Below are 12,464 nucleotides of genomic sequence, written 5' to 3'. Positions count from 1 at the left end.
GGGTCAGGTTATGCCTGACCTTTTTTGCCGGTAAGGCCTTCTTCAGGAACCATCACTTGACCACGCTCGAACACACCATCGGCAACACGCCATTGATCAAGCTTCAGCGGCTGACGCCAGACAACGGCAGCGAAATCTGGCTGAAGCTTGAGGGCAATAACCCCGGCGGCTCGGTCAAAGATCGCGCCGCGCTGTCGATGATCCAGCAGGCGGAGCGGCGTGGCGAAATTCGGCCCGGCGATATGCTGATCGAAGCGACCAGCGGCAATACGGGCATCGCGCTGGCGATGATCGCCGCGATGAAAGGCTACCGTATCAAGCTGCTGATGCCCGATAACATGAGCATGGAGCGTCAGGCGGCGATGCGGGCCTACGGCGCGGAGCTGCTGCTGGTAAGCCGCGAGCTGGGCATGGAGGGCGCGCGCGATTTGGCCCGCGATATGGAAGCGCGCGGAGAGGGCAAAGTGCTCGATCAGTTTAACAATCCTGATAACCCGCTGGGCCACTACGTTACCACCGGCCCGGAAATCTGGCAGCAAAGCGCAGGAAGGCTGACGCACTTTGTTTCCAGCATGGGCACTACCGGCACCATCACCGGCGTGGGACACTATCTGAAAGAGCAGAGCGGAACGGTAGCTATCGTGGGGTTACAGCCCGCCGAAGGCAACAGCATTCCCGGCATTCGCCGCTGGCCGCAGGCCTATCTTCCCGCCATCTATCGACCGGAGCTGATCGACCGTATCCTGGATATGACCCAGCAGGAGGCGGAGGAAACCATGCGCCTGCTGGCGCGCCGTGAAGGCATTTTCTGCGGCGTCAGTTCCGGCGGGGCGGTGGCCGGCGCGCTGCGTATTGCGCAAGAGCAGCCCGGCAGCGTTATTGTCGCTATCGTCTGCGATCGTGGCGACAGGTACCTCTCTACCGGCGTGCATTCGTCACCAGACTGATCCCTCTATCGGCGTGCATACGCCAGCCCGATCTCCCTCCTGGCAGGCCCACGCTTTCGGGCCGCTCAATTTGTGCTCATGCCGTTACACTGTAAGGATTGGGTAAAACCTGCTGCTATTGTTTGAGCAACAGGTGAAAATAGCGCCTGGCCTGGAGAGAGATAACGCATGAAAATTTTACTGGTTGATGACGATCTGGAGCTGGGCACCATGCTCAGCCAGTATCTGATTGCCGAAGGATTTGACGCCACACTGGTACTGAGCGGCAAAGCGGGGATTGAAGGGGCGATGTCGGGCGGCTATAGCGCAATGATCCTGGACATCATGCTGCCGGATATGAGCGGCATTGATGTGCTGCGTCAGGTGCGGCAGAGTAGCCGCCTGCCGGTCATCATGCTGACGGCGAAGGGCGACAATATCGATCGCGTCATCGGCCTGGAAATGGGTGCCGATGACTATATGCCTAAACCTTGCTATCCGCGCGAGCTGGTCGCCAGGCTGCGCGCCGTGCTGCGCCGCGTTGAAGAACAGCCGGTGGTGGTGGAAAGCCGTGAAGTGGTCAGCTGGGGCGAGCTGACGCTAAACCCGGCCACACGCATCAGCGAATGGCAGAAGCAGCCGTTCGATCTCACCGCTTCGGAATTTAATCTGCTGGATCTGCTGCTGCGCTCGCCCGATCGCGTGGTTTCTAAAGATGAGCTGTCGGAAAAGGGGCTGGGTCGTCCTCGTGAAGCCTACGATCGCAGCGTGGACGTGCATATCAGCAATATCCGCCAGAAGCTTTCCGCTTTAACCTGTGACGCCATCACCATCGAAACCGTTCGCAGCATCGGCTATCGCATCCGATGACGGCGGGCTTTCGTGGGCTGCTCTTCTGGAAGATCCTGCTGGGTTTCTGGCTGACGTTTCTGATTATGAGCCAGCTGCTGTGGCTGAGCTTTTCCCTGTATGGCCGACACCACGAACCGCCGGAAAACCTGGCGGCCCGGCGCATCGTTAATTTGCAGATGACCTCGGCCGTCTCGGTACTGCAGCGCGGCGGCATGGATGCGCTCAACGATATGATGGCGGACTGGTCCGCCAACGATCGCCGCTTCTTCTCGGTACAGGTGATGAAAAAGCCGCCGCAGGAGCTACCGCACGGCGACCTTAACCGCGATTTGCGGCCCGGCGAGTTCCCGAAAGAAGTGATCGAATGGGTGACCGGTGCCGATGGTCAACAGTATCAGCTGCGCTACGACGTGCAGGGGCTGCGCGAAGACAGCCATATGGCCGGTGGCCACCGCAGCTTTCTGAATATTCCTGAACCCATGCTGTTTATGGCGGGCGGCGGCGGGCTGCTGTTCAGCCTGTTTCTGGCGTGGAACCTGACCCGACCTATGCGTCAGCTGCGAGAAGGTTTCGATCGCGTCTCCAAAGGCGATCTCTCCGTGCGGCTGTTTCCCAAAATGCGTCGGCGGCATGACGAGCTGTCGGTGGTGGCGCAGGATTTTGACGCCATGGTTGAACGCCTTTCCGTGCTGGTTAAGGCGCGCGAGGAGCTGCTGCACGATGTTTCTCACGAGCTGCGCTCGCCGCTGGCGCGTCTTCAGCTGGCGACCGGGCTGGCGCGGCAAACGCCGGAGTCGGTAGGGCAATCGCTCGACAGGATCGACGAAGAGGCGCGGCGGCTGGATAAGATGATCGGCGAGCTGCTGACGCTGTCGCGCGCCGAGCATCAAAGCCTGCCGGACGAGCAGTATTTCGATCTGCTTGGGCTGCTGGAGGTGGTCGCCAACGATGCGCGCTACGAGGCTCAGGGTTCCGGCGTGGAAATCATGCTGAATGCGGACCAGAACGGCGACTACACGGTTAAAGGCGACGCCAAGCTGATCCGTTCCGCAGTGGAAAACGTGGTGCGTAACGCGCTGCGTTTTTCCGGGCAGGGGCAGCAGGTCAGGATCTCGCTACAGCAGGACAGCGGCTGGCTCACCATCGGCGTCAGCGACCAGGGCCCCGGCGTGGATGCGGACAAGCTTTCCAGCATTTTCGATCCCTTTGTGCGCGTGAATTCGCCGCTATCCGGCAAAGGCTACGGCCTGGGGCTATCAATTGTGCGTAAGGTGATCCTGGCGCATCAGGGCGAGGTCAGCGCGGTGAACGGTAAAAACGGCGGGCTGGAACTGACGCTGAAGCTACCGCACTGGGTGGCTTAGCTTAACGAGGGTGCTATCATTGTCCGACACCTTTTATTCGCATTTATGAGGTAAAGGATGAATAAAGCGTCGTCCAGTAAGCAACAGGAAGTGCAGCGGATTGTGGATGCCATCTCCAACGCCATTGCGCAGCATCGGCTTAAGCCGGGCACACGGTTAATCGAAGCCCAGATTGTCGAGGTGCTGGTGGCCAACCGCAATCACGTGCAGAGCGCGCTACAGCGTCTGGCGATGCAGCATATCGTCACCATTGAACCGCATCGCGGCGCGATGGTCGCCAAACCGGAAGCGCGCGAAGCCCGGGAAGTCTTTACCGCCCGGCGAGCGGTAGAGAACGCCATTATAGCCGGTATCACCACGCAGCAGATGCAGCGCTATCAGACTGAGCTGATCGCGCAGCGACAGGCGGAGAAAGAGGCAATTGCCAGCAATAACCGCCTGGAAATTGTACGGCAGCTGTCGCAGTTCCATCTTTTGCTGGCGGAAATCAGCGATAACCGCGTGCTCAGCGAAATTCTTACCAATCTTACCGTACGCAGCTCGCTGATTGTCGCGCTCTACCAGCGCAATGAGGATCCGGCCAGCCACTGCGAACAGCACAGCTCGATAGTCGCTGCGCTGCAGGCGGGTGACAACCACTGCGCACAGCAGTTGATGCATCATCATATGCATGAACTTGAGCTACAGCTGTCGCTGGATGAGATAGAAGAAGTGCCCAGCCTGCGCGATGCGTTAGCCTGAAAAAAAAGGCCGCCTGATTGCTCAGGCGACCTTTCAGACAGGCACGGCTTACTTTTTGATGCGGATCACCGGTGTTTCGCCCACGGTAACGCTACCCGTCAACTTAACCAGCTCTTTGATCTCGTCCATATTAGAGATCACCACCGGCGTCAGCGTAGATTTCGCTTTTTCTTCCAGCAAAGGCAGATCGAATTCGATGATCACGTCACCTTTCTTCACTTTCTGGCCTTCTTCAGCGATACGCTTAAACCCTTCACCCTTCAGTTCAACGGTATCAATCCCGAAGTGAACGAACAGCTCAATGCCGCTGTCCGATTCAATGGAAAATGCATGATTGGTTTCGAAGATTTTACCGATGGTGCCGTCAACAGGCGCCACCATTTTGTTGCCGGCAGGTTTGATTGCGATACCGTCGCCAACAATTTTCTCCGCAAATACCACGTCCGGCACGTCTTCAATGTTTACGATTTCGCCGGACAGCGGTGCCACGATCTCAATGGCACCAGATGCGGTATCTGACTTATCGCCAAAAAGTTTTGAAAACAAACCCATGATCTTCTCCTAAGCAGTAATATTTGGCCAGCGCTTCTGGATCTCAGCAGAGTGTTTTTTCTTCAATGAACTTGTTGACCAGGTTCATCAACTCTTCCGCTGTCGGTTGAGCCAGAGCCTGTTCTGCTAACGCCTTAGCATCTTCAAAATTCGTATTACGAATAATTTTTTTGATGCGCGGGATAGAAATGGCACTCATGCTGAATTCGTCCAGCCCCATTCCCAGTAACAGTAGTGTAGCACGTTCATCGCCTGCCAGCTCACCACACATCCCTGTCCATTTCCCTTCAGCATGAGATGCGTCAATAACTTGCTTGATCAGCGTCAGCACGGAAGGGGTCATTGGGTTGTACAAATGCGAAATCAGATCGTTACCGCGATCGACCGCCAGCGTGTACTGCGTCAGGTCGTTGGTGCCGATACTGAAGAAATCGACTTCTTTAGCCAGATGATGCGCGATTGCGGCTGAAGCTGGCGTTTCCACCATAATGCCGACCTCAATCTGCTCGTCAAAGGCTTTGCCTTCTTCACGCAGCTGCGCCTTCAGCGTTTCCAGCTCGGCCTTCAGCGTGCGCACTTCCTCAACGGAAATGATCATCGGGAACATAATGCGCAGCTTGCCGAAAGCGGAAGCGCGCAGGATGGCGCGCAGCTGGGCGTGCAGGATTTCCGGGCGATCCATCGCAATACGGATGGCGCGCCAGCCGAGGAACGGGTTGTCTTCTTTTGGCAGGTTCATATAGGGCAGATCTTTATCGCCGCCGATGTCCATCGTGCGTACGATAACGGCCTGCGAACCCATCGCTTCCGCCACGGCTTTGTAGGCCTGGAACTGCTCTTCTTCGCTCGGCAGCGAGTCGCGATCCATAAACAGGAATTCGGTACGGTAGAGGCCCACGCCTTCCGCGCCGTTACGCTCCGCGCCAGCTACATCGCGCACGGTGCCGATGTTGGCGCAGACTTCAACCTGATGACCGTCAAGCGTTACCGCAGGCAGATCTTTCAGCTTGGCCAGATCGTTCTTTTCCGTCACGTACTGAGTGTGGATAGCTTTCAGTTCGTCGATCTGCTCCGGCGTTGGATTAACGTAAACCTGGTTGTTCACGCCGTCCAGAATCAGATAATCGCCATTCTTCACCTGGCTGGTTACGTCGCCCGTGCCGACGATGGCCGGCAGCTCCAGCGAGCGCGCCATGATGGAGGTGTGGGAAGTACGGCCGCCCAGGTCGGTAATAAACCCAAGCACTTTGTTCAGGTTCAGCTGCGCGGTTTCAGACGGCGTCAGATCTTTGGCAACCAGCAGCACTTCTTCGGCAATGGCGCTGAGATCGACGATATGCAGGCCGAGAATGTTTTGCAGCAGACGTTTACCGATGTCGCGCACGTCGGCGGCGCGCTCTTTCAGGTACTCGTCGTCCAGTTCTTCCAGCGCTTTCGCCTGGCCTTCAATCACGGAGTGGGCGGCCGAGTCGGCTGAGGCCAGCTCGTCTTTAATCAGGGCTATGATTTCCTGCTCAAGCTCTTCATCTTCCAGCAGCATGATGTGGCCTTCAAAGATGGCCTCTTTCTCTTCGCCGAAGGTCTCCCCGGCTTTGGTTTTGATCGCCTCAAGCTGCGCGGCAGCCTTGCTGCGACCATCGAGAAAACGCTGAACTTCCTGCTCAACCTGGTCGGTAGTAATTTTTTTCCGGTTGATGACTATTTCATCTTCTTTCAGCAGAAGCGCTTTGCCAAAAGCGATACCCGGTGATGCTAAAATGCCTGAAATCATAACCCTACCTTTTTAATTACTGATAATCGCGAGCGAGAAACTGCGGCGAACCCGGCACCGGCGAGAAACCCGGCGGCCACCCGCATCTGACAGGCGCTCCACTGTATTAAAACAACAACGCGGACATGCTGTCCGCGATCAATTATGTTGCAATAAAGTGCCTGTCGCGTAGAAAAAGCTGACGCTTATTCGAGTTCGGCCATCAGTTTGACCAGGTGCTCAACGGCTTTCTGCTCGTCTTCGCCTTCAGCGGAAAGCGTCACGACGGTGCCCTGAGTCAGGCCCAGCGTCTGCAGTTTAAACAGGCTTTTGGCGCTGGCGGATTTGCCGTTAGAGGTCACGGTGATTTCAGAAACGAAAGCCTTGGCTTCTTTAACAAACTGAGCAGCAGGGCGAGTGTGTAGACCGTTAGGCGCGGTAATGGTGACTTCTTGCTGGAACATGTTGTTTCCCCAACTTAATTTATTTGGCGTTATTCCAAAGCTTAGCCTGGCGGCGCCGCTTTGGCCTGAATGTCTCGCGCAGGTCCGTGTTTAACAACGTGCCAGAAATGCGCCGAAATATGACAGATAGCGCGCGGATAACATGGCACACCGGCTGCGCTTTCTTCCTCTTCATTATGCCGTGCTTTCTGCTTTCGCGCCAAACCGGTAAATCGATTCAGCTACAGGCAATTCACGCAGCGATTAATTTTGAGGTTCGAAATAATTGGTTGCTTAGATACCAGACACCCGCAGGTAAAAGCAATGTGGAAAGTGGCAAAAGTTTGACGTGCTCCACAAAAAAGCACCCTGGCGGGTGCTTTTTCAGACAGTTTCAGGCAACCGCAATCGCTACTGTAATTCTTTCTCGGTAAAGAGATCGGCAAACAGCGCCGTACTTAAGTAGCGCTCGCCGGAAGAGGGCAGGATCACCACGATAGTTTTATTGGCAAAAGCTTCATCTTCCTGCAGCTTGAGGGCAGCGGCAACCGCAGCGCCAGAGGAGATCCCGGCCAGAATGCCTTCTTCTTCCATCAGACGGCGCGCCGTAGAGATAGACTCTTCGTTGGTGATAGCCACCACACGATCGACCAGATCCAAATCCAGGTTGCCAGGGATAAAGCCGGCACCGATACCCTGAATTTTATGCGGGCCAGGCTTGATCTCTTCACCAGCCAGCGCCTGGGCGATGACCGGCGAATCCGACGGCTCTACCGCGACGGCGATCAGATCCTTTTTGCCTTTGGTATTTTTGATATAGCGGCTGACGCCGGTCAGCGTGCCGCCCGTGCCCACGCCGGCGATAAAGACGTCGACTTCGCCGTCAGTATCTTCCCAGATTTCCGGGCCGGTGGTTTTTTCATGAATTTCCGGGTTAGCCGGGTTGCTGAACTGCTGTAGCAGCACAAATTTGTCCGGATCGCCGGCGACGATTTCTTCCGCTTTGGCAATCGCGCCCTTCATGCCCTTAGCGCCTTCCGTCAGGATCAGATTCGCACCCAGCGCCTTCAGCAGCTTGCGGCGCTCCACGCTCATGGTTTCCGGCATGGTCAGCGTCAGCTTGTAGCCGCGCGCGGCGGCCACGTAGGCCAGCGCGATGCCGGTGTTGCCGCTGGTTGGCTCAACCAGTTCGACGCCAGGTTTCAGAATGCCTCTTTTCTCGGCGTCCCAGATCATGTTGGCGCCGATGCGGCATTTCACGCTGAAGCTCGGGTTACGGGATTCGACTTTAGCCAGAATGCGTCCGTTACCAATCCGGTTCAGGCGAACCAGAGGCGTATGGCCGATTGTTAACGAATTGTCTTCATAGATCTTACTCATAACCCGTCCTTAACTGTATGAAAAATGGGAACTGCATCAAGCATACCCGGTTCAATTTTTCAAGGAAGTAAAGAAATAGTATATATATATGTTCTGCGGCAATAAGGGTGAAGCAAAAAGCATAAGCCTTATTTTACCTGCCCCAGCGCGCCGCGATAGCGATCGACCCACATGGCGGTCGCGCCGCAAACGGCTACCGGCATAATCGCCAGATTCAGTATCGGCACCATGGTAAATAAACTCACCAGCGCGCCGAACTGCATCACATCCGTTTTATGCCGTTTTAGCGATGTACGCATCTGCCGAAAACTGACCTTATGGTTATCAAACGGATAATCGCAGTACTGAATCGAGAGCATCCAGGCGCTGAATAAAAACCAGAGAACAGGCGCGACCGTTTGCCCAAATCCGGGGATAAAATAGAGCAGTAGCAGAACGAGCGCGCGCGGCAGATACCATGCCAGCTTTTGCCATTCGCGCTTCATAATGCGCGGAATATCCTTCACCATGCCCGCCCAGCCGCTGTCCGGCATCGGTTTTCCGGTGAGTTTAGCCTCCAGCTGTTCGGCTAACAGCCCGCAAAAGGGCGCGGCTATCCAGTTGGCCACGGTCGAAAAGAAATAGCTGAATACCAGCAGCACAAAAATAACCGTCAGCGGCCACAGCAGATAGTTGAGCCAGTGCAGCCAGTCGGGCACATGAGACATTAAAGCGGGAAGCCACTGCTCCAGCCTGAAGAACAGCCAGATAAACGCGCCACCCATCAATAAAAAATTAAGCGCCAAAGGCACAATAACAAAGCGGCGAATGCCGGGCAGTCGGATCAGCTGCCAGCCTTGGGCAAAATAGTGGATCCCATTGCCGGAAGCGCCGGTACGGTGAAGAGCCATGTCTGCTTTCCTTAAGTTAACAAGCCGTGCGCGGCTATCATAACTCAGCCGTTTGCGCTGAGCAGAAGAGATTTGCGCGAAAAAACAGCAAATAACCGTGTCGTTTCACGCTTATTTGTCAGAAAATACTGCACGGACTTGCACTTGTGCAGCGGGGCAAATACAGTTAGGGGATAAAGTTTGCCGCGGTGGCAAGGTATTGGAACAACAGAGAATACAATGATGCAGGATTTGCGTCTGATATTAATCGTTGTTGGCGCGATCGCTATAATAGCGCTTCTGCTTCACGGCTTCTGGACCAGCCGTAAAGAGCGCTCATCCGTTTTTCGCGATCGTCCTCACAAACGTTTAAAACAGGATAGAGAAGAGGCTTTTGACGACGTCGATGATGACGCGGGCAGTGCTCGCGGCAAAAGCCCGCGTCCGCGTAAAGCAGAAGAAGATGAGCCGGTAGTCGGCAGCTTTGACGAGCAGGCGCCGCCGCGCCCGGTAAAACCGCGCGCTCAGCCAGAACCTGTTCGCCATCAGCATCCGGTTGATGAGTCTCCCGAGCTGGATCCGCTCTTCGGCGGCGATTTGCCGCAGGAAGCCGATGACGAACCTTCCGTTCCGGTAAGCCGCAGGCAGCCGGAAGCGCCGCAGCCGGTTCAGTCTGCTCCGGCACGGCCTCAGCCGGTTGAGTCTGCTCCGGTACAGCCGCAGCCGTCCCCGTCTGTTCAGCCTGCTCCGGCACGGCCGCAGCCGGTACAGTCTGAACCGACCTTCGTCGAGCCGGAACCGGAACCCGCGCCGCAGCCTGAGCGCCCGGTCGCACCGCAGGAAAAACCTAAAGAAACGGTACTGGTGCTGCACGTTAGCGCCCATGCCGGCGGCGTACTGAACGGCGAGGCGCTCCTGCAGGGCGTGCTGCAGGCCGGTTTCCAGTTTGGCGAAATGAACATTTTCCATCGTCATCTCAGCCCGGCGGGCAGCGGCCCGGTGCTGTTTAGCCTGGCGAATATGGTCAAGCCCGGCTCGTTTAATCCTGATGAAATGTCAGATTTTTCTACGCCCGGCGTCTCTATCTTTATGATGGTGCCTTCCTATGGCGATGCGAATCAGAACTTTAAGCTGATGTTGCAGTCCGCCCAGCGCATCGCTGACGACGTTGGCGGCGTGGTGCTGGATGACGAGCGCCGGATGATGACGCCGCAAAAGCTGGAAACCTATAAAAACCGCATTCGTGACGTTATTGAGGCGAACGCCTGAGTTACCGGCACGCCTTCCTCTCTGTACACAAGACCCCCGCCAGCCGGGGGTTTTTTATCGCTATGGTGCCGCTATGGAATCCGTACAAGACAAAATCATCGCTCTGCAAACCACGCTTCGCCATTACGAATACCAGTATCACGTCCTTGATGAACCGGTAGTGCCGGACGCCGAATACGATCGCCTGATGGGCGAATTGCGCAAGCTGGAAGCGGCGCATCCCGATCTGGTGACGCCCGATTCGCCGACCCAGCGCGTAGGCGCCGCGCCGCTGAGCGCGTTTGAGCAGGTGCGTCATGAAATCCCGATGCTGTCGCTGGACAATGCTTTTGATGATGAAAGTTACCTTGCCTTTAACAAACGCGTGCAGGACAGGCTAAAAAGCGTTGATGAAATCACTTTCTGCTGTGAGCTAAAGCTGGACGGCCTGGCCGTCAGCCTGCTGTATGAGAACGGGCTGCTGGTGCGGGCGGCAACGCGCGGCGACGGCACCACCGGCGAGAACATCACCTCTAACGTGCGCACCATCCGCGCTATACCGCTGCGGCTGCACGGTGACAATATCCCGGCACGCGTTGAAGTACGCGGTGAGGTTTTTATGCCGCAGGCAGGTTTCGAGGCGCTGAACGAAGAAGCGCGGCGTATCGGCAGCAAAGTTTTCGCCAACCCGCGTAATGCTGCGGCCGGGTCGCTGCGCCAGCTCGACCCGCGTATTACCGCTAAGCGTCCGCTAACGTTTTTCTGCTACGGGCTGGGGCTGTTGGAAGGCGGTGAAATGCCGCGCAGCCACCTGGGCCGCCTGCAACAGTTTAAGGCCTGGGGGCTGCCGGTCAGCGACCGTGTGCGCCTCTGCCACACGCCGGAAGAGGTGCTGGCTTTCTATCGCAAGGTGGAAGAGGATCGCGCCACGCTGGGCTTCGATATTGACGGCGTGGTGATAAAAGTGGACTCGCTGGATCTCCAGGAGCAGCTGGGCTTCGTGGCGCGCGCGCCGCGCTGGGCGATAGCGTTTAAATTCCCGGCCCAGGAGCAGATGACGCACGTGCGCGACGTTGAATTCCAGGTTGGCCGGACGGGCGCGATTACCCCGGTCGCCAGGCTGGAGCCCGTACAGGTCGCGGGCGTGATGGTCAGCAACGCCACGCTGCACAATGCTGATGAGATAGACCGTCTGGGCTTGCGTATCGGCGATCGGGTGGTGATCCGCCGCGCGGGTGACGTTATCCCGCAGGTAGTCGGCGTGATCGAGGCCGATCGTCCGGCAGATGCCAGAGCGGTAGAGTTTCCTACGCACTGCCCGGTTTGCGGCTCGGACGTGGAGCGTGTAGAAGGCGAAGTGGTGGCGCGCTGTACCGGCGGCCTGATTTGCGGCGCGCAGCGCAAAGGCGCGTTAAAACATTTCGTTTCCCGCCGTGCGATGGACGTGGACGGCATGGGCGATAAAATCATCGACCAGCTGGTGGAAAAAGAGTACGTCAAAACGCCTGCCGACCTGTATAAGCTGACCGCGGGCAAGCTCACCGGCCTGGATCGCATGGGGCCGAAGTCTGCACAGAACGTGGTGGACGCGCTGGAAAAATCGAAGCAAACCACGCTGGCCCGTTTCCTTTATGCGCTGGGCATTACGGAGGTGGGCGAGGCGACGGCAGCCAACCTCGCCGCGCATTTTGGCTCGCTGGAAAGCATCATCAGCGCCGATCTGGACGCGTTGATCGGCGTGCAGGATGTCGGTAAGGTAGTGGCTGCCCATGTGCGAAATTTCATGGACGAGGAGAGCAACCGCGAGGTTATCCGCCAGCTGGTGGAAGAGGCCGGTATTCACTGGCCAGCGGTTGCGGTAGTCAAAGCGGAGGAGATCGACAGTCCTTTCGCCGGCAAAACCGTGGTGCTGACCGGGTCGCTGACGCAGCTTTCGCGCGATGAGGCCAAAGATCGCCTGGCCGCACTGGGCGCTAAAGTCAGCGGCAGCGTCTCGAAAAAAACCGATCTGGTGATTGCCGGGGAAGCAGCAGGCTCCAAGCTGACCAGGGCGCAGGAGCTGGGAATTAAGGTGATCGACGAAGCGGAGATGATTCGACTGCTGGGTGAATAAATGGAAAAAGAGCACCTGATTGAGATTGCCAATACCGAAATGCCCTTTGGAAAATATAAAGGGCGTTTCCTGATCGATTTGCCGGAGCCTTATCTGCTGTGGTTTGCGCGTAAGGACGAGTTTCCGGCAGGTCATCTGGGCGAGTTAATGCGTCTTACGCTGGCAATAAAGATTGAAGGCCTGGAAGGCCTGCTTAAACCACTTAAAAAAAGCTGAAATAACGGGG

Annotated in this window: 12 protein-coding genes; 7 read left to right on the top strand and 5 right to left on the bottom strand. The window is 56.8% G+C overall.

Translation table 11 applies throughout. From position 1 onward, the window contains the following. Positions 1-56 precede the first annotated feature (56 nt). The 4 genes from cysM to QZH36_RS17805 all read left to right on the top strand — a co-directional run bounded on the left by cysM (position 57) and on the right by QZH36_RS17805 (position 3,883). Complete coding sequence (cysM, locus tag QZH36_RS17820) at positions 57-947, top strand: cysteine synthase CysM (protein WP_301251991.1); 891 nt, start codon at positions 57-59, stop codon at positions 945-947. A 168-nt stretch (positions 948-1,115) separates the two neighbouring features. Beyond that, positions 1,116-1,796: a response regulator transcription factor gene (locus tag QZH36_RS17815; RefSeq protein WP_253459466.1), complete on the top strand. Its 681-nt coding sequence runs from the start codon at positions 1,116-1,118 to the stop codon at positions 1,794-1,796. After that, the gene (locus tag QZH36_RS17810) at positions 1,793-3,142 is read left to right on the top strand and encodes an ATP-binding protein (protein WP_301730780.1); all 1,350 of its coding nucleotides are present in this window, start codon (positions 1,793-1,795) and stop codon (positions 3,140-3,142) included. Before QZH36_RS17815 ends, QZH36_RS17810 begins: the two co-directional genes overlap by 4 nt. 57 nt (positions 3,143-3,199) lie before the next feature. Beyond that, on the top strand, positions 3,200-3,883 hold the full coding sequence (locus tag QZH36_RS17805; protein ID WP_301730779.1) for a GntR family transcriptional regulator: 684 nt from the start codon (positions 3,200-3,202) through the stop codon (positions 3,881-3,883). A 48-nt stretch (positions 3,884-3,931) separates the two neighbouring features. Here the strand turns inward: QZH36_RS17805 and crr are convergent, their stop codons facing one another. The 5 genes from crr to cysZ all read right to left on the bottom strand — a co-directional run bounded on the left by crr (position 3,932) and on the right by cysZ (position 8,898). Further along, the gene (gene crr, locus QZH36_RS17800; RefSeq protein ID WP_125289601.1) at positions 3,932-4,435 is read right to left on the bottom strand and encodes a PTS glucose transporter subunit IIA; all 504 of its coding nucleotides are present in this window, start codon (positions 4,433-4,435) and stop codon (positions 3,932-3,934) included. A 43-nt stretch (positions 4,436-4,478) separates the two neighbouring features. After that, positions 4,479-6,206 (bottom strand): phosphoenolpyruvate-protein phosphotransferase PtsI, encoded by a 1,728-nt coding sequence (gene ptsI, locus QZH36_RS17795; protein WP_253459478.1) that lies wholly within the window; start codon positions 6,204-6,206, stop codon positions 4,479-4,481. 185 nt (positions 6,207-6,391) lie between these two features. Continuing rightward, a complete protein-coding gene (ptsH, locus tag QZH36_RS17790) occupies positions 6,392-6,649 on the bottom strand; it encodes a phosphocarrier protein Hpr (protein WP_125289603.1) in 258 nt (85 codons plus the stop codon). A gap of 390 nt (positions 6,650-7,039) precedes the next feature. Beyond that, a complete protein-coding gene (gene cysK, locus QZH36_RS17785; protein WP_301251988.1) occupies positions 7,040-8,008 on the bottom strand; it encodes a cysteine synthase A in 969 nt (322 codons plus the stop codon). A gap of 128 nt (positions 8,009-8,136) precedes the next feature. Then, positions 8,137-8,898 (bottom strand): sulfate transporter CysZ, encoded by a 762-nt coding sequence (gene cysZ / locus QZH36_RS17780; RefSeq protein ID WP_253459484.1) that lies wholly within the window; start codon positions 8,896-8,898, stop codon positions 8,137-8,139. Positions 8,899-9,117: 219 nt separating this feature from the next. Here cysZ and zipA point away from each other — a divergent pair, with 219 nt between their 5' ends. The 3 genes from zipA to QZH36_RS17765 all read left to right on the top strand — a co-directional run bounded on the left by zipA (position 9,118) and on the right by QZH36_RS17765 (position 12,454). Then, positions 9,118-10,146, top strand: coding sequence for a cell division protein ZipA (zipA, locus tag QZH36_RS17775; RefSeq protein ID WP_253459487.1), 1,029 nt, complete (start codon positions 9,118-9,120; stop codon positions 10,144-10,146). A gap of 73 nt (positions 10,147-10,219) precedes the next feature. Further along, positions 10,220-12,238: an NAD-dependent DNA ligase LigA gene (gene ligA, locus QZH36_RS17770; RefSeq protein WP_301730778.1), complete on the top strand. Its 2,019-nt coding sequence runs from the start codon at positions 10,220-10,222 to the stop codon at positions 12,236-12,238. Continuing rightward, the gene (locus tag QZH36_RS17765) at positions 12,239-12,454 is read left to right on the top strand and encodes a DUF3820 family protein (RefSeq protein ID WP_125289609.1); all 216 of its coding nucleotides are present in this window, start codon (positions 12,239-12,241) and stop codon (positions 12,452-12,454) included. Positions 12,455-12,464: the final 10 nt, after the last annotated feature.

The organism is Erwinia wuhanensis (assembly GCF_030484085.1).
Classification (GTDB): Bacteria; Pseudomonadota; Gammaproteobacteria; order Enterobacterales; family Enterobacteriaceae; genus Erwinia; species Erwinia aeris.
The sequence above is the reverse complement of the archived record's forward strand: the minus strand, read 5'-3'. Positions and strand labels throughout refer to the sequence as shown.

Coding starts and splice junctions, on each gene's coding strand:
- QZH36_RS17815 (WP_253459466.1), top strand. CDS start 1,116: ATGAAAATTTTACTGGTTGATGACGATCTGGAGCTGGGCACCATGCTC.
- QZH36_RS17810 (WP_301730780.1), top strand. CDS start 1,793: ATGACGGCGGGCTTTCGTGGGCTGCTCTTCTGGAAGATCCTGCTGGGT.
- QZH36_RS17805 (WP_301730779.1), top strand. CDS start 3,200: ATGAATAAAGCGTCGTCCAGTAAGCAACAGGAAGTGCAGCGGATTGTG.
- crr (WP_125289601.1), bottom strand. CDS start 4,435: ATGGGTTTGTTTTCAAAACTTTTTGGCGATAAGTCAGATACCGCATCT.
- ptsI (WP_253459478.1), bottom strand. CDS start 6,206: ATGATTTCAGGCATTTTAGCATCACCGGGTATCGCTTTTGGCAAAGCG.
- ptsH (WP_125289603.1), bottom strand. CDS start 6,649: ATGTTCCAGCAAGAAGTCACCATTACCGCGCCTAACGGTCTACACACT.
- cysK (WP_301251988.1), bottom strand. CDS start 8,008: ATGAGTAAGATCTATGAAGACAATTCGTTAACAATCGGCCATACGCCT.
- cysZ (WP_253459484.1), bottom strand. CDS start 8,898: ATGGCTCTTCACCGTACCGGCGCTTCCGGCAATGGGATCCACTATTTT.
- zipA (WP_253459487.1), top strand. CDS start 9,118: ATGATGCAGGATTTGCGTCTGATATTAATCGTTGTTGGCGCGATCGCT.
- ligA (WP_301730778.1), top strand. CDS start 10,220: ATGGAATCCGTACAAGACAAAATCATCGCTCTGCAAACCACGCTTCGC.
- QZH36_RS17765 (WP_125289609.1), top strand. CDS start 12,239: ATGGAAAAAGAGCACCTGATTGAGATTGCCAATACCGAAATGCCCTTT.